This is a genomic window from Terribacillus saccharophilus, assembly GCF_002272745.1.
GTDB classification, from domain to species: domain Bacteria; phylum Bacillota; class Bacilli; order Bacillales; family Amphibacillaceae; genus Terribacillus; species Terribacillus saccharophilus_B.
Genome location: NZ_NPBD01000007.1, coordinates 74,673 through 91,228, shown reverse-complemented (window position 1 = coordinate 91,228; position 16,556 = coordinate 74,673). Strand labels below are relative to the sequence as shown.

Below are 16,556 nucleotides of genomic sequence, written 5' to 3'. Positions count from 1 at the left end.
TTCTACCTCCGCTTTACTTATATTTCACAGCACTTTTATCTTATCGATCTCATTTCACATCTTAGAAAAATGCTACATATACAATCCACGCTACGAGAGGACCGGCAGCAATGATAAAGATGGAAGCTTTTAACAAGTGATTATAAAATGTTGCTTTTGCTTCACCTTGCGCATTGGCTACAAAGATTGCTCCAGTGGTTGAGAACGGGCAGATATCAACGATACTGGAAGCGATACAAACAGCTGCAACTGCACCCATAACCCAGATATCTCCAGTAGCTAACATTGGAATCAATAAAGGAACTACAGCACCAAGGAAACCTGTCGTTGATACAAAAGCAGAAATAATACCGCCAATATAACATGTCACCAATATAGCCAATAACGGATTATCTACCTCTGAAACCAAGTGCGTAATGTAATCGGTTACACCGATTTGCTCCAAAACTCCAACATACGTTACGATACCAGAAACCATTAAGATGATGCTCCAAGGAATTTTACTAACAATTTCTTTTTGTCGTGCAGGATTAAATAATGCAAGTATTAGACCAAGCGTTAAACCTGCAAACCCCATGTTCATTTCAAAGACCATACCCAAAGTGATTAAAGCCCCTAATGCTAGTAAAGAAACGATGCGATACGGTGTAACTTCAATAGTTGGATTCAAAATTGCTTGCAACTCTGCATTATCTTCAGAAATTTCACTTGTCTGATCTGCTTTTCTTCTTTTAAATCCACCAAAGATGAGAAATGTAAGGAAAGCTAATCCTACTGCAAATAGTGTAGAAAGTAAGTATAGTGTATTGGCATTAAATGAAATTCCACTTTCTTCGACTACCCCGCGAACGATGATACCCATAACGTTTAATGGTGAGAAGATTCCTCCAACCATCCCCCAGGCAACCATCAAGGACATTCCTAACTGATTAAATCCAATCTTATGTGCCAAGCGTAAAGCTATTGGTGCAACAATGATAATAGCTGCAGTTCCCTGCGTTCCAATACTCGTCAATAGTAGTTCCAGTAAGAACATTATCCAGGGAATCAGCATCCTTCTTCCTTTTACTAATTTCAAAGAAGATGCTGTGATTAAATCAATTGTGCCGTTATCTTGTAAGATACCGAAGAAATAGGTAACCCCGGTTAAAATGATAAATAAGTTTACTGGAAATTCTCCAAAGATCTCATCTTCAGTTACTCCTGTAATCGTTGCTAAAATAAATGCAGCAACGAAACCAAGTATCCCCATATTAATAGGTAATTTCGCATTTATAACAAACATCAATAGTAGTGCAGCTACTGAAATAATTGTTAACATTTCAATCCCCATATTTATTTCCCCCCAAGTTGGTAATATCTTCTCTTCACTATGCAATACTGAATTCTGTGAAACACCCAAAAGTAAAAGTTATACCTATTTCCTATTCTGTTGTTTTAAGTAAGTATGCATTATTTGAAGCTTCTTCTAATTCCTCTATAGCATAAAACGCTTCTAACATCGTTTTATCTGCTAAAATCGGTCCATGATTTTCGAGTAAATAACAATTTGTCTTTTTTAGCGAATTTCTAAATGCTTCAAATAGTTCTTCTGTCCCTGGAGGCGCATATGGAACAAATCCTACCTCGCCAACCTTCATTTTTAAATACGGCGTAGGAGTCGGTATTAAATCAGATACACCATCCCATTTTTGACAAGACCAATACGTTGCGTAAGTACTGTGCGTATGGATTACTGCTTCAGCCGATTGATCTTTTTGGAATAATGCTAAATGTAAGGGCCACTCTTTGCTTGGTTTAATTTGATTCAATACTGTTCCATCCATCGACAAGATGGCAAAGTCATCTTGGTCTAACCTCCCAAAACAAGATCCACTTCTAGTAATGTAAATCTTATCCTCATATTTGAAGCTCAAATTCGCAGCAGAGCCGCTTACTTTACCTCTTGAGAATAAATTTTCACCGACCCAAATGGCATCATTCATCATTTTGTTCAATTTATCATCCACTGGCGTTCCCTCAATTCATTTTATATAATGCTTCTACAAAAAAGTTCACTCCGCCAAAATTCCCGGATTTTAAAACAACTTTCAGATTCTGCTGATGATCCGGTATTAAAACTGGTACTCCCGGGCTGATAACATCTCCGATATAAAAGCTATTAGGATTCATAACTTTCACTACAGCTCCAGATGTTTCTCCCCCCGCAACGACTAAGTTATTGATCCCTTTGTCTATTGCATACTCCCCTGCAAATGACAATACTTTCTCCACAAGAGTACCTACTTTATTATGAATCTCTGGATCAACATCTTTATTTTTTTTACTATAGATGATAAATACTTTTTCTATATTTTCATCAATAAAATCTATAATTTCCTTTTTCACTGTGTCAAAAGAGCTTAGCAATTCTTTTGATTGGATTAAATAATTAGCATAGCCTTCATCTATAAAGCTGGCTATCTGCTTTTGAGTAGCTTGAGATAAACTACCAGCTAATACCCCGCCTTTAAGTGGAGCTGATATATTTTCATTAGCAGAATAGTCTGCAGGAACAACGTCTTTTCCGGAATTGACTGCCGCTTTATATAACCAGGCCGGCAAGGCAGAAGAGCCGCTGAACAACTTTATATCTTTGAATAATTCAGCGATTATCGGGCCGTGTTCATCTTTAAAATAATCTACAGCAAGATAAAACTTTTCATTTTCCTTAGCTTTTTCTTCTATATATTTATCGAAGGTTTCTGGATCTGATAAAAAGTCCTCCATCTGAGAAATGGTTAATTTAAATACTTTATATCTACTCTGTCTTTCCATTAAGATCTTTAAATCACTTTCATCCATTGGATTTAGTGGGTGAAATCTCATATGTGTTTGGTCAATTGGTAAACCATCTACGTATAAAATTCCATCTTCTACTTTTCGATCATTTATTGGTAAGGCTGGAGAAATGAGCGTATATTTCAGATTCATCTTATCCAGTAAATCATCCAATACCGGTCCTATATTTCCTTCAGCTGTAGAATCAAATGTCGAACCATATTTAAAATAAATCATCTCCGTACCAAACTTATTCAGAAAATCGTATGCCTTATTTACCTCACTAATTGCTCCCTCTTTAGAAACACTTCTTGTCTTTAACGCAATTACAACAACATCAATATTTTTATCAAGTTCATAATCTTCTTTAGGAACGCCATTAATCAAAATACAATTTGCATCCTCTAATTTTAAGAATGAGGCAGCATCACCAGCGCCTGTAAAATCATCCGCAATAATTCCGATTTTAACCAATTATCTATCACCCCAGTCAATTACTATTCATGCGATATACCTTGTGTATACACAGAATATACATGTATAATACCAGTAAGGTTTAAGTATGTAAACCCTTTCTTTATTTACACAGTCAGGTTTTTCAAAAGTTTACAAAGTTCTTTTCCGACTTGATTCAAAGTTCGTTTTTATAAATAATGTAAAATATGATACAATTAGATGACCGTATTTTGAGGTTAACTATTAGATTTGGGTGAACAGGATGACACAAAGCTTAAAGCAAAAAGTTTATACATTATTGAAGACTAAAATTCTAAATAATGAACTTAGCGAGGGTGAATACTTAGAGGAAACTAAGTTAGCTGAGCTTTTTGGTGTAAGTAGAACACCATTGAGAGAAGCAATAAACGCTTTGGAAAATGAAAATTTAGTACAAATCATTCCAAAAAAAGGGACATTCGTTACTACCTTAAACACTCAGATCATCAAAGAATTGTTCCAAGCAAGACATATTGTTGAACCCGTTGCATTTGAACTGGCTTTTCCTCATCTAGATTCCGAAGTATTATTAAAATATAAAAATGAATTCAGTATTAATATTGAGAACAAGGACTATAAACAGCTTCACCAGTTAGACTATGAATTTCACAATTATATAAATTCAATGTGTCGTAATAGGTACCTTATAAAATTCTTAAGTGGTATTTCTGATGACTTTCAGCGAGTTCGCACCCAAGACTTCTATACCGAAAAAAGAACGCTTGGCGGAGCAGAAGAACACCTTTTGTTTATTGATCAAATAATTGAAGGTAATATTGACGTCGCTTTAACTCAGCTAAAAGAGCACATCTCAAATACTGAGAAGTATTATTTTCAAAGCTTATACTAACTGCAAAGTCAGTATCCTTCATTGTGGATAGTAATATATACTGACTACCTGATAAGAGTATTATGTTTTATCATACGAATAATCGATAAATCACTTTAGTGATTACAGATTAAAATATTCTAGTGGCTATAATGATATCCATAAAAAAAAGAAGACCTAAATCCTTTCAAACAAAAAAGGGTTTAGGTCTTCTTACATTAATAGCATTACAAACTAAAAAATACCTCCGCCAAAACTACAGCAGAGGTATTTCTTCAAACACTTATTTATTATTCGCAAATAGATTGATGAATCCTTCCATGACAGGTTGTATTTCAGATTGGATAGCTTCCATCACAACTGATAAATGCATGGTATCTTCGTTTGCTAGAAGGTTTTTCAAGTGATTGACGGCAGCAATGGATACTTCCGTATTGACGTTTATCTTGCAAATCCCTGAATTGATTGTCTTCAGGATCGTTTCATGAGGAGTGCCGGATCCACCGTGTAAGACTAACGGAATATCAACCCGTTTTCGTATATCTTGAAGCAGTTCCAAATCAATATTTGGCTCCCCTTGATACATTCCATGGACCGTACCGATAGCTGCTGCTAAGAAATCCACACCTGTTGCTTTGACAAATTCCTCTGCTAATTTCGGATCAGTAAGTGATCCTGTTCCTTCTTCCTCATCAGAAAACGCTCCTCTTGCCATAGACCCAATTTCTGCTTCCACCGATACTCCCGCTAAATGAGCTATCTCTACTATCTCTTTTGTATATCTTATATTATTTTCAAGGTTATGTTTTGAACCGTCATACATCACCGAATTAAATCCGGCACGAATTGCCCGAATGATAGTTTCTTTTTCGTAAGCGTGATCCAAATGCAAACTAACTGGGACAGAACTTTTACGAGCGAGACCTTTTACCATTTCGGCAAATCCATCTATATCTACTGTTGGCACATAGCGTTCTCCCAGCGCAATAATGACTGGACTGCCCGTCGCTTCGGCTGCTGCAATAGCAGCTTGTACTGTTTCTAAGCTATAAACATTAAAGGCTGCAACGGCATAACCGTTTTTTTGCGCATTCTGCAGCATTGTTTTTGTATCTAATAACATATTTATCTTCCTTTCTTTCTGCCTATTACATAAACAAATCTAATAGTAAAATGCATAGCAGACCGATAACAGAGATGATCGTAACGCTTACAGACCATGTCTTAATCGTTTTACCGATAGACAAATTAAAGTACTCTTTGTAAATCCAGAAGCCAGCATCGTTAACATGGGAGAAAGTGATGCTACCCGCACCTGCTGCCAATGCCATCAATTCCGGACTTACTCCAGCGCCAGCTAATGGTGCAGCGATTCCTGCCGCTGTAAGTCCAGCAACAGTTGCTGATCCCAGCGACACTCGCAGAACAGCAGCAATCAACCATGCTAAAATGATTGGCGAAAATCCTGATCCTTCCATAAAACCTGCAATATACTGATCTACTTCGCTATCAATCAAGATCTGTTTAAAAGCTCCGCCGCCACCGATAATCAATAGAATCATTGCAATGGAGGCAATTGATTCCGCTATCGTATTCATGACATCCTCAATCGAGCGCCCATTATTCAGACCAAAAGTGAACACTCCTAGGATAACGGCAATTAACAATGCAATAGATGGATCTCCGATGAATCCTACATACTCCAGTAAGCCGGACTCTGGATAAAAAATTTCCATAAACGCATAAATGAACATTAGAATAACTGGAATCAGCGCAGTGAAGATACTAATCCCGAAACCTGGCATTTCATCATCTTCAAGACGTTTTGAGTTGAATAGTTTTTTAGGAATATCGCTTTGCAGATTTTCCATTTTAAACATACGTGTATAAAGCACACCACCTATAAAGATAGAAGGTATAGCTATAATCAGACCAAGCAATAGCATGATGCCGATTTTTGCATCAAAGATAACTGCAATTGCTGTCGGTCCGGGATGAGGAGGAACGAATCCGTGCACGGTGATCAATGCTGCTGCAACAGGCATTCCAATGTATAAAACCGGGAGATTAGCGCCAATTGCCACTGTGAAAACAAGCGGGATGATGACAATGAATCCGGTTTCATAAAACATAGCAATTCCTACAATAAATGCCGTAATGACTAATGCCATCTGCACCTTATTCTGTCCAAACTTCGCAATCAACGTGTCTGCTATACGCTGAGCTCCACCTGAATCAGCCATCAGCTTCCCAAGCATGGTCCCAAAACCTAATACAAGCGCGAGGTCTCCAAGCGTAGAGCCAATCCCATTTTTTACTGACTCCAATGCTTCAACAGGGTGCATACCTTCCATGATACCTACTAATAGCGCTACAATTACGAGCGATATAAAAGCGTTTAATCTAAAGACTGTAATAAGCAGCAGAAGCAATGCCACTCCGATACATATATACACAATTGGCATAGTGTACCTCCTTGTTTGTTAGACAGCACACCCTATTATGAGAGTGTACTGCCCTATGATGTTAGTACGCCAGTTCCTCAATTACTTCTTTCAGCGTAGTGACCTCCCCAACGTTCCCCGGGAAGATAACATAAGCGATGCCTGGAAACTTACTTTCCTTTCCAGTTACCCATACTGGAATACCAGGCTTAATTTGTCCTGCTACAGTCGCGCGTTTCACCGCAAGACCATTCACGCCAATATCGCTAGAGGTGATACCACCTTTTGCAACAATAAATCTTGGGCGTACGCTTAAAGACGTTACAATATTAGTAACAGCTTTTGAGATTTTCACAGACAGCTGCAATTCTTCTTCTTTTTTGTCCGGTCCAAGATCTAAACGCTCTCTTCGGGTATAAACAGCAACTGTTCTACCTTGTTTGATAAGCATTTCTGCCTCTTTCAACACGCGATTGAATTCCTCGCTGAAGGCCTCATTCTCTAATACTAAATGCGTGTTGAATTCGATAAAATGAAGTGCATCCAATTTCTTTAGTTGTTCAAGTTGCTGCGTTGTTTTCTTCACATGTGATCCTACCAAGATGAGTCCGCCATTACTCTCATTCTCTGTAATCAGATCTTGCTTGGATAAGAGTGCACGGTCAGAAACGCCACCGATTACTTTTGTGAGTGATGCTGCGGTACGGAACATGAATTTCTTGCCAGCGTTCATCGCGCGTATCAGGGCCGTCACAGCTATTTGCACATCTGTATATTCAACTGCATTTATCACGATTTTATTGAAATCTTTTACTTGCATTAATTGATTCGTAAGGGCATCAATGTCCATTGCCCGAATCATATCCAGCGATAGATAAGTAACCTTGTCCGCCTGATATTCTCCTTCTGTTTTTTCCTCCACCCACTCACCAAGATGCGAATGAGTAAAGCCAAATGTCCGGTCTTTTGCAAACTCGGTCATACCAGCTGGAATCAAGCTGTCCTCATTTTGAACATAATGGATATTATCGAGCGTATAGCGCCCCCCCTCCTTAAAGAAAGGAAAGATGACTTCTCCATCAAATTTGTCACCGCTTACTTTTTCTACCGTTTGTTTCAGTACATCAGTTTCCAACGGATAGTGGCCTCTTAGAGTAGAATCACCGCGACTTATAATGATAAATTCTTTACCTTCTTCTTTGGCAATCTTTGAGACAGATGACGCGATATCCTGATGCACCAGCTCTGTTTCTTGAGCTGTAAATGCTCTGGAATTGGTAAGGATAAAGAACATACTATTTTTTTCTTTAAACCCTTCACGGATACTCTCTACCGTCCAATCCGTATACACCGAAATACCATGAATGGTTTGTACTCCTGTAGGATCATCATCCAATACGATGATTTTCTTGTTAAATGATTGCAGTGCTTCATCCAGCATCTGCTTCGCTTTAGATTTATCTGTTTTTCTAAGACGCTTAAGATCGTCAATATGACGTTTGGTTTGCTCTGCCATCACGTTACTTCCTCCCTACTTCTACATGAGCAAGTTTTTCGTAATATTGCACAATTCCACCGTGGTCGTCCGTTGCTTTTCCGTCTGCTTTCAGTGCATGGAAAATTTCAAGCAGCTGACTTGTGAGCGGAAGCGGAACACCGATGCTATGCGCTGTATCCATAACATTGGTAATATCTTTTAAGTTAATATCTATTCGGCCGCCTGGTTTGAAGTTGCGATCGAGAATTAATGGAACCTTCGCATCAAGTACGGTACTTCCAGCAAGGCCTCCTCTGATTGCCTGGTACATCTTCTCTATATCAATATTTGCTTTTGCTGCCAGTACAAGAGCTTCAGACATGGCTGCAATATTCAAGTTAACAATTATTTGATTTGCTAGCTTTGCAGTTACACCGCTTCCATTGTCTCCAACAAGAACAGTTTCAGCTCCCACAATATCAAAGATGTGTTTTGTTGCTGTGAAATCTGCCTCTTTTCCTCCAGCCATAATAGATAGAGTCCCATCAATTGCTTTTGGCTCTCCTCCGCTGACTGGTGCATCCATCATACGTATGTCTTTTTCCTTTAATGCAGCTGCGATTTCCACACTGTCAACTGGAGAAAGTGAGCTCATATCAATGACAATTGTCCCCGCTTTAGCAAATGAAGCTACACCGTTTTCACCTAACACAACATCTTTTACGTGCTTTGCACTAGGTAGCATAGTAATGACGATATCATTATTTTCCACAGCTTCCTGGATAGATAGAGCTGGTTTTGCTCCTTCTGCAACCAGCTGTTCGACCGCCGTCTTATTAATATCAAAAGCGGTTACATTTTGACCTGCTTTTATTAAATTCAATGCCATCGGTTTCCCCATAATTCCAAGTCCAATAAAGCCAATGTTTGATTTCATGATGATTTATTCGCCTCCGAAAAATATTGAATACGTTTGCATTCTCAATTTAAACATAATTAGATAATTTTGTATACAATTTAACCTTTTATTGTATACATTTGTTTTAATTTCGTTTTATTTCATGGTAAATTTGTCTTTTTACTGAGATTTGATATGATGATGTTAAACCCAACTGGTTTTATCTGATGGGAAACTTAAGGTGGAGAAATATAAATATGGATAAGAAGAAAGCCGTGCAACAGTCTTATGAATTAGTTCGGGATAAGATATTGAATGGTCAGTTGCTAAGCGGAGAAAAAATTACAGAGGAAAAGTTAGCCACAGATCTTGGTTTCAGTAGAACGCCAATCCGTGATGCAATTAAAAGGTTGGAATACGAAGGACTAATCATAAATAAAAAAGTTGTAAAACCGACTGACAAAGATCTAAGAAACATTTTTCAGGTACGTATGCTTTTGGAAGGATATAGTGCACGCTGTGCTGCCACCTATTCTTCCGCTGAGCAATTAGCAACATTGGCTGAATGTGTGGAGATAGGAAAAAATGGTTCTTATGATGAGATCATGGATGCTAACGAAAGATTCCATCAGATCATTGTTCAAACCAGCGGTAACGATAAGTTGATAGATACAATTAACCGCATGCAGAGTATTATCTACTTATTCCGTAAGACAGTAGTATTTTACAATCGTCCTTTTCTTATTGAGGAGCACGAAGATATATATAATGCAATTAGAGACCGATTGCCTGAACGTGCGGAAGAATTAATGAAACAGCATTTGGAGAAAGACCTCGACTTCTGCCTGCATCTAATCAATAGTCAAAATTAAAAAGAGAACCGCGAGTCAACGGTTCTCTTTTAATTACAATGAGATAAATCAGCAATTATGGCCTTGGATATTGTCGCTGTAAGCACACCTTGGGGTGGCTCCGCTATAAGAGCTATATTATTTAAATAGTAACAACCCGATTTGTTTCTGCTGCTTCTAAAATGCCCAAAATCACCTTTAATGAAGATAATGCGTCATTTCCTGATACCAGTGGGTCCTGATCGAGTCGTACACATTCAATAAAAGCATCGATCACAAAACTATTCGTTTGTTTATTGTTTGTTTGGATACTTTCAAGTTTATAATGTTCCTTCTCTCCGTTTTCTCTTATTACTTCTAATTGGTAGGATTCATTTTGATAAATCTTGAGTATTCCCTTTTCACAATAGATAGTCGTACTATTATCTTCTTCTCCATAATATGTCCAAGAAAAAGAAGCTGTACCTATACGCCCTTTTTTTGTCTTTAAAGTGCATACAATATTATCACACACTTCAATGGGTTCTCCGTACTCATTCACTTTATCAAGAGCACCTTGAAAAGCACTGACTTGCTCGATTTCATCCTCTAAAATGTAATGGATTAAATCCACTTTATGAATGCCTAAATCTCCTGCCACTCCATGGCCAGACCTTTCTTTCTTAAAAAACCATGTAGAGTTTGACTTATTTGCCCCCCATTGTTCAGGTCCAGAATGTCCAAAGGTTGTTTTAAAAGTTAGTACTTTTCCAAGTTCTCCATTACTAATAATTTCTTTTGCTTTTTGATGCGCACGATTAAATCGTTGGTTGTGATCAACCATTAATTTCTTTCCGGCTTTCTTCTGAGCTGCCACTATTTTATTAGCATGTTCAATAGTTAAAGAAATTGGCTTTTCACATAAGACATGCTTGCCACTTAATAGTGCATTGGTAGAATAGATATGATGATATTCATTAGTCGAACAATCACTAATTACATCAATAGCAGAATCGGCATATAGCTCTTCCACTGATTGAACAACTTTCCCACCAAATTCATTTGCAAGCTCTATAGCGCGATCTGCATTCCGGTCGAAAAAAACAATCTCATCCACATATGGATTAGATTTATATTCAGGTGCATGGCGTAATTTAGTGATCGAGCCACACCCGATAATACCCACTTTTATACCCATAGCAATCCCTCCTACTCTCTCTTTTGGAATACTACTGCAATAATAATGATTAAGCCCTTAACAAACCCTTGAAGATGCGGAGATACGTTCATTAAATTCATCATATTATTTAGAATACCTAAGATGAGCACTCCAAAAAATGTACCTATGATCTTTCCGCGTCCACCAGTCATTCTTGTACCACCAATTATTACTGCAGCGATCGCATCTAGTTCATATTGGACTCCTGAACTAGAAGAAGAAATGGAGTTCAGTCGAGATGTCTCAATAATAGCTGCTATACTCACTAGTAAGCCTGCCAAGCTATAGACACCAATTTTTATCCGATCTACTCGAATGGCTGAAAGAAGGGCAGCTTTCTCATTACTTCCTATGGCGTATACATGACGTCCGAAACGTGTTTTATGCATTAAAATATAAACAAGTATCGTCATGATAAGGAAGATAAGAATGGGATAATCAAAAATCCACAAATTGTTATTAGCAATTGCAGTGAACCCTGAAACTTCCCCTGAAATACTGCCACCTTCAGCAATATACAAGGCAATAGAGCGGGCAGCCGCCATCATTCCGAGGGTCGCAATGAACGACGCAATTCTTCCTTTAGCCACCATTACTCCATTCAAGAAACCTGCAAATGATCCGACTATAAATGCCGTTAGTAAGGCAATCCAAATACTTCCTGTGGCATTTAAAGCTAAAACTGTAACAACACCGACCAATACAAGCACAGAACCCACTGAAAGATCAATACCACCTGACAACATGACAATAGTCATACCTAAAGCTACTATTCCAATAATAGATACTTGCATTAATATATTGAGCTGATTATTCATATCTAGAAATCTAGGACTCAAAACCGATGCTGCAATAAAAATAATAATGAAGGCAATGATAACGCTGTACTCAGACCACAGCCACGAGAGTCTGCCTTTTATAGTAGACATTTGCGGCTTTTGTTCTTTGACCATCTTAGTATTAGCCAATTTACTTCGCCTCCCTTTTTGAGCCAGTTGCATAACTCATTATTTCGTCTTCTGTTACTTCTTCTCCCTTAAATCTTGCTGTTATTTCCCCTTGAAACATCACATAGATTTGATGACAAATCTTAAGTATCTCAGGTGCTTCCGAAGATAAGATAATAACGGCCTTGCCTTGTTCGGCTAAAGAGACGATTTGATGATATATTTCTTGTTTTGCCCCAATATCAATTCCTTGTGTTGGATTATCGAAAATAATAATGTCCGTATCAACCTCTAACCATTTAGCAATAATGACTTTTTGCTGGTTTCCACCGCTTAACTTATCGATCGTAATGCGTGGGTTGTGTACTTTAATATTCAACTTTTCCTTATAGTACTGAAATCTTTCCTTTTCCAGTTTATCTTGGATAAAACCAACTCTCTCAAAGTGTCCGATAGATGATAAACTCATATTATGAATAACGCTTAGATCTTTAATAATTGCATTTTCCTTTCGATCCTTCGGTACAAGTCCTAATCCTGCTTTTACTGCTTTACGTGGATGATCTATTTTTATCAGCTGATTATTTATTTTGATTTCACCGGTGTATGTTTTTCGATAACCAAATAAGCTTTCAAAAAGCTCCGTTCTCCCATCTCCTGCTAAGCCAGTAAAGCCTGCTATCTCCCCTTTTTTAAGAGTAAAGCTAATGTTGCTAAAACACCCTGGACTTGATAAGTTATTCACTTCTAACACTTCTGAACCAAAGGTATGGTCTTGAATTAATCGCTCTTGGGAAATAGATTTACCAACCATGAGTTTTGTTATCGTATCTAAATTCTCCTCTTCCATACTCCCATTACCAACAAGCTCGCCATCACGAAGCACTGTATATCTATCACAAACTTCCTTGATTTCCTTTAACTTATGAGAGATATAAATAATAGACACACCAGATTGCTTTAAGTTATTCATCAATCCAAATAATCGTTTAACTTCATGTTCTGCTAAAGAAGTTGTTGGTTCATCCATAATAATCAGTTTGGATTTGTGTAATAATGCTTTGGATATTTCAATTAATTGTTTGTAGGAGGTTTCTAGATTTCTTACATATTCTTTTGGATCGATATCTACGCCAAGCTTTGCTAGTATTTCATTTGTTTTTTGACACATCTCATCTACTTTTAGAAATCCGTATCTAGTGCGAATTTCTGAACCCAAAAACATATTTTCGTAGACTCTTAGATCAGACACGACATTAAGCTCTTGATGGATAAAACTAATACCATATTCTTGGGCAGCCCTTGGATTTGTTATCTTTACTTCTTCACCATTAATTTGTATAGAGCCATTATCAAATGGATGGACTCCGCCTAAGATATTCATCAGCGTAGATTTACCTGCACCATTTTCTCCTAAGAGTGCATGTATCTCACCCTGTGCAACATGAAAAGTTACCTTTTTTAACACTGAAACGCCGTTAAATGATTTATCAATATTGTTCATTGTCATGAAAGGACTTTTAGTCATGGCGTATATTATCCCTCCCTTAAAAGAAAATAGGAAATACAATCATCACCCACCATCATTGTATTTCCTATCAACTATTTAGAATTTAGAATCTGGATCATAGAACTCATCAACGTTATCATTTGTAACTTGAGTAGCCTCTTTTACTACCATTGATTCTGCAGGATCAGTTCCTTTTGCAATGTCTCCTGCAATTTTCACTGCGTCCTCCACCATAGTAGGAGAATATAGGAAAGTTGCTGAAATTAAGCCATCTGCTTGAATATCTTCAAATACAGCCTTTCCACCACCTGCACCTGTTACAAATTGTATATCTGTACGTCCAGCTTCTTTGATAGCTTGGATAACACCAAGAGCCATTCCATCATCCTGTGTAAACACAGCGTCAATTTGAGGATTTGCCTGTAAAATATTTTGCATAACTTCTAATGATTTTTCGGTTGAGAAATCCCCGCTTTGTGAAGCAATGACTTCGATATCTGAACTTTCCATTGCTTCTTTAAAGCCTGCACCACGCTGCTCTGTAACTGAACTTGGCGGACCAGTAATTTCAACCACTTTCCCTTTTCCTTCTAACTTTTCGACGAAGTACTTTCCTGCATTAACACCAATTCCTTCATTATCACCTTTCACAACTACAGTAGCCGCATCATTTTCAAGCTCGCGATCAACAATAACTAACGGAATTCCTGCATCCTTGATTTTTTGTCCTACAGGAGAAAGTGCTGCAGATTCAATAGGAAGCATTACAATAACGTCCACATCTTGAGCAATTAAATCATCGACATCATTAGCTTGCTTGTTTGGATCAGCAGCATTTGTCATCACATACTCAATATCATCACTTTCCTTAAGTGCCTTTGCCTGCTTTTCAGCACTATCAATTAATGCTCCCATCCAACCATGTGTTGCAGATGGTAAGGATATACCAATTTTCAGTGTGTCATCTTCTTTACTATCGGAACTCCCAGTATCACTACTACATGCAACCAAACCAAAGATTGTAACGAAAGCTAACATGGAGACCAGCCATTTTTTCAAATCTTTCACCCCTTTATTTTTTGAAAAAACGCTCCTTATACGTGATTTGTAACCGGTTACATTACATCTCACATCTAAGGTCAGCTCTCTGCTATTAACCTCTTTAATAGCAGAGAGCTAATATTAGATGGATTGACCTGATGTTGATTCTCTTACCACGAGTTCATGATCTAATATGATACTTTCCACTTCTTTTCCATTCATCTTATCAATCAGCATTTTTGCTGCAACAGTTCCCATCTTGTGCATCGGTTGGGCAATGGTTGTAAGGGTTGGATTCGTCATATTTGAAAAGTCAATTTTATCAAAACCCACTACGGCAATATCACTTGGTACTTGCAATCCAAAAGTATTTATCTCTTTAAGTGCTCCAATAGCCAAAAGATCTGATACAGAAAATACAGCAGTCGGTCTATCATGAAGATTCAATATCTTTCTCATTGCATGCTGGCCATTCTCAAAGTCCAAATGCTGGGTAAGAATAATATACTGACTATTTAAAGTGATCCCATACTCCTCTAAAGCCCTTAGATAACCCATTTTTCTCTGCCGTGCGTATAAGTATTTTTCATCAGAGTTTATTAAGGCAATTTTTTTATGGCCAATTTGAATTAAATGCTTAACCGCCCGGTAAGAAGCTTCCTCGTTATCTATCGTCACATAAGGAATTCCACTCCCTTCTTCATACTCACTGCATTGGATAATTGCATGCTTCTCGGAGAGATTTTTCAGTGTTTCTATATTTACAGTAGGATCCATTGAGATAAGTCCATCAGCCATCTTTTTTCGAACAAGATCGAAAAAGATATTCTCTTTTTCAGGGTTCGAATCTGTTTCACATAAAAGAATATTATAATTTTGGCTAATGGCAACTGCTTCAATTCCTTTAATTATTTCTAAATAAAATGGATTGGAGATCGATGGAATTAAGATTAAGAAAAGCCGACTTTCCGAATTTCTTAGATTTCTCCCCAACATACTAGGTTCATAATTTAACTTCTTTATTGCTTCTTCCACTTTTTTTCTTGTTTTTTCAGATACAGTATTTTGTCCATTGAGTACTCTTGATACCGTTGCAACAGAAACTCTCGCTTGTTTTGCAACCTCCTGAATGTTCGCCAACTTTTTCCCTACTTTCCTAAGAACCATTGTATGCGCCTAAATGAAATCGATTACATTTTTCAAAGAACTTTTTACTCAAGTTGCTATGATTTATTTATACTTTAACGATATGGGTGCATTCATAGGTATATGCTGATTTTGTAACGGATTACATTATCAGTGATTTGGAAATGAGTACGAAGTCTGTAATTGGGGATTATAGTTTATTGAATGCTCTTACTTAAAAAGAAAAGAAGACCTAAATTCCGTTTCAAACAGAAAGGAATTTAGGTCTTCTTACATGTTGCAGGGTTTTAAGATCTGTCGTTTTATCCTGAATTGGCACTCTCCATTTGCTATGTAATGTATCTACTTTCAACATAATCCAAATGTATGTAGTAAACGAACAGCCCCTCTGCTCTCACAGAAGGGGCTCTCTTCAATATGGATTTTCTATATTATGTGATCGGCTGCTCTTTATTTAAAGATTTGCATATCAACTTCACTCAATCTTTTGAAACAATACCTGTCATTCGTACAGCTATGCAGAAAGGAGTTAATGATTACGGTTTATTTCTCCCCATTCACATAACTGCTCCAATACAGGTAATAGCGTTTCTGCTTTAGGGGTAAGACTGTACTCCACTTTAGGAGGAATTTGAGGAAATTCTTTTCGTGTGACCATCCCATCTGCTTCCAATTCTTTAAGCTGGGAACTTAACATCTTATAAGTGATTGGCTCTAGCTTTCTATTCATTTCATTAAAACGAACGGGTTGATTTTCTGCCAATAGATAAAGGATAAGCATTTTCCACTTACCTCCAACAACGGACAGCGTATAACCAAAAGGCGTCTCCTGGACATTCCCCTTCCCCTTATAATCAGCCATACCCATATGAACACTATCCTTTCTGGTAGTATCTATCA

General features: G+C 37.6%; 15 protein-coding genes. 2 read left to right on the top strand and 13 right to left on the bottom strand.

What is annotated here, in order from left to right; translation table 11 throughout:
• Window positions 1-61 precede the first annotated feature (61 nt).
• From CHH58_RS07765 to CHH58_RS07755, 3 genes are all read right to left on the bottom strand, one after another.
• Window positions 62-1,333 (bottom strand): SLC13 family permease, encoded by a 1,272-nt coding sequence (locus CHH58_RS07765; RefSeq protein ID WP_095232034.1) that lies wholly within the window; start codon window positions 1,331-1,333, stop codon window positions 62-64.
• A 91-nt stretch (window positions 1,334-1,424) separates the two neighbouring features.
• Complete coding sequence (locus CHH58_RS07760; RefSeq protein ID WP_212551792.1) at window positions 1,425-2,009, bottom strand: class II aldolase/adducin family protein; 585 nt, start codon at window positions 2,007-2,009, stop codon at window positions 1,425-1,427.
• Window positions 2,010-2,019: 10 nt separating this feature from the next.
• On the bottom strand, window positions 2,020-3,294 hold the full coding sequence (locus tag CHH58_RS07755; RefSeq protein ID WP_095262301.1) for a four-carbon acid sugar kinase family protein: 1,275 nt from the start codon (window positions 3,292-3,294) through the stop codon (window positions 2,020-2,022).
• A 244-nt stretch (window positions 3,295-3,538) separates the two neighbouring features.
• Between CHH58_RS07755 and CHH58_RS07750 the strand changes: the two genes are divergently transcribed.
• A complete protein-coding gene (locus tag CHH58_RS07750; protein ID WP_051748261.1) occupies window positions 3,539-4,165 on the top strand; it encodes a GntR family transcriptional regulator in 627 nt (208 codons plus the stop codon).
• A 262-nt stretch (window positions 4,166-4,427) separates the two neighbouring features.
• Here the strand turns inward: CHH58_RS07750 and CHH58_RS07745 are convergent, their stop codons facing one another.
• The 4 genes from CHH58_RS07745 to garR form a co-directional block, all read right to left on the bottom strand.
• Window positions 4,428-5,267, bottom strand: a complete 840-nt coding sequence (locus CHH58_RS07745) for a class II fructose-bisphosphate aldolase (protein WP_095232030.1) — start codon at window positions 5,265-5,267, stop codon at window positions 4,428-4,430.
• A 25-nt stretch (window positions 5,268-5,292) separates the two neighbouring features.
• Complete coding sequence (locus CHH58_RS07740; RefSeq protein WP_095262300.1) at window positions 5,293-6,609, bottom strand: gluconate:H+ symporter; 1,317 nt, start codon at window positions 6,607-6,609, stop codon at window positions 5,293-5,295.
• A gap of 61 nt (window positions 6,610-6,670) precedes the next feature.
• Window positions 6,671-8,104, bottom strand: coding sequence for a four-carbon acid sugar kinase family protein (locus CHH58_RS07735; protein ID WP_170937610.1), 1,434 nt, complete (start codon window positions 8,102-8,104; stop codon window positions 6,671-6,673).
• 4 nt (window positions 8,105-8,108) lie between these two features.
• Window positions 8,109-9,002: a 2-hydroxy-3-oxopropionate reductase gene (gene garR, locus CHH58_RS07730; protein ID WP_095262299.1), complete on the bottom strand. Its 894-nt coding sequence runs from the start codon at window positions 9,000-9,002 to the stop codon at window positions 8,109-8,111.
• A 218-nt stretch (window positions 9,003-9,220) separates the two neighbouring features.
• On the opposite strand from garR, the gene CHH58_RS07725 reads away from it, so the two are divergent.
• Window positions 9,221-9,835 carry a GntR family transcriptional regulator gene (locus tag CHH58_RS07725; RefSeq protein WP_093880861.1) on the top strand — a complete coding sequence of 205 codons (615 nt, stop codon included), beginning with the start codon at window positions 9,221-9,223 and terminating at the stop codon, window positions 9,833-9,835.
• Between the two features lie 121 nt (window positions 9,836-9,956).
• On the opposite strand, the gene CHH58_RS07720 is transcribed toward CHH58_RS07725, so the two are convergent.
• The 6 genes from CHH58_RS07720 to CHH58_RS07695 all read right to left on the bottom strand — a co-directional run bounded on the left by CHH58_RS07720 (window position 9,957) and on the right by CHH58_RS07695 (window position 16,524).
• A complete protein-coding gene (locus tag CHH58_RS07720; protein WP_095232026.1) occupies window positions 9,957-10,991 on the bottom strand; it encodes a Gfo/Idh/MocA family protein in 1,035 nt (344 codons plus the stop codon).
• Between the two features lie 11 nt (window positions 10,992-11,002).
• Window positions 11,003-11,980, bottom strand: coding sequence for an ABC transporter permease (locus CHH58_RS07715; RefSeq protein WP_249275066.1), 978 nt, complete (start codon window positions 11,978-11,980; stop codon window positions 11,003-11,005).
• Between the two features lies 1 nt (window position 11,981).
• Window positions 11,982-13,487: a sugar ABC transporter ATP-binding protein gene (locus CHH58_RS07710; protein ID WP_095262298.1), complete on the bottom strand. Its 1,506-nt coding sequence runs from the start codon at window positions 13,485-13,487 to the stop codon at window positions 11,982-11,984.
• 78 nt (window positions 13,488-13,565) lie between these two features.
• Window positions 13,566-14,537: a substrate-binding domain-containing protein gene (locus CHH58_RS07705; protein ID WP_249275065.1), complete on the bottom strand. Its 972-nt coding sequence runs from the start codon at window positions 14,535-14,537 to the stop codon at window positions 13,566-13,568.
• Window positions 14,538-14,651: 114 nt separating this feature from the next.
• A complete protein-coding gene (locus CHH58_RS07700) occupies window positions 14,652-15,650 on the bottom strand; it encodes a LacI family DNA-binding transcriptional regulator (protein WP_095232023.1) in 999 nt (332 codons plus the stop codon).
• 535 nt (window positions 15,651-16,185) lie between these two features.
• Window positions 16,186-16,524, bottom strand: a complete 339-nt coding sequence (locus tag CHH58_RS07695) for a winged helix-turn-helix transcriptional regulator (protein ID WP_095232385.1) — start codon at window positions 16,522-16,524, stop codon at window positions 16,186-16,188.
• Between the last annotated feature and the right edge of the window lie 32 nt (window positions 16,525-16,556).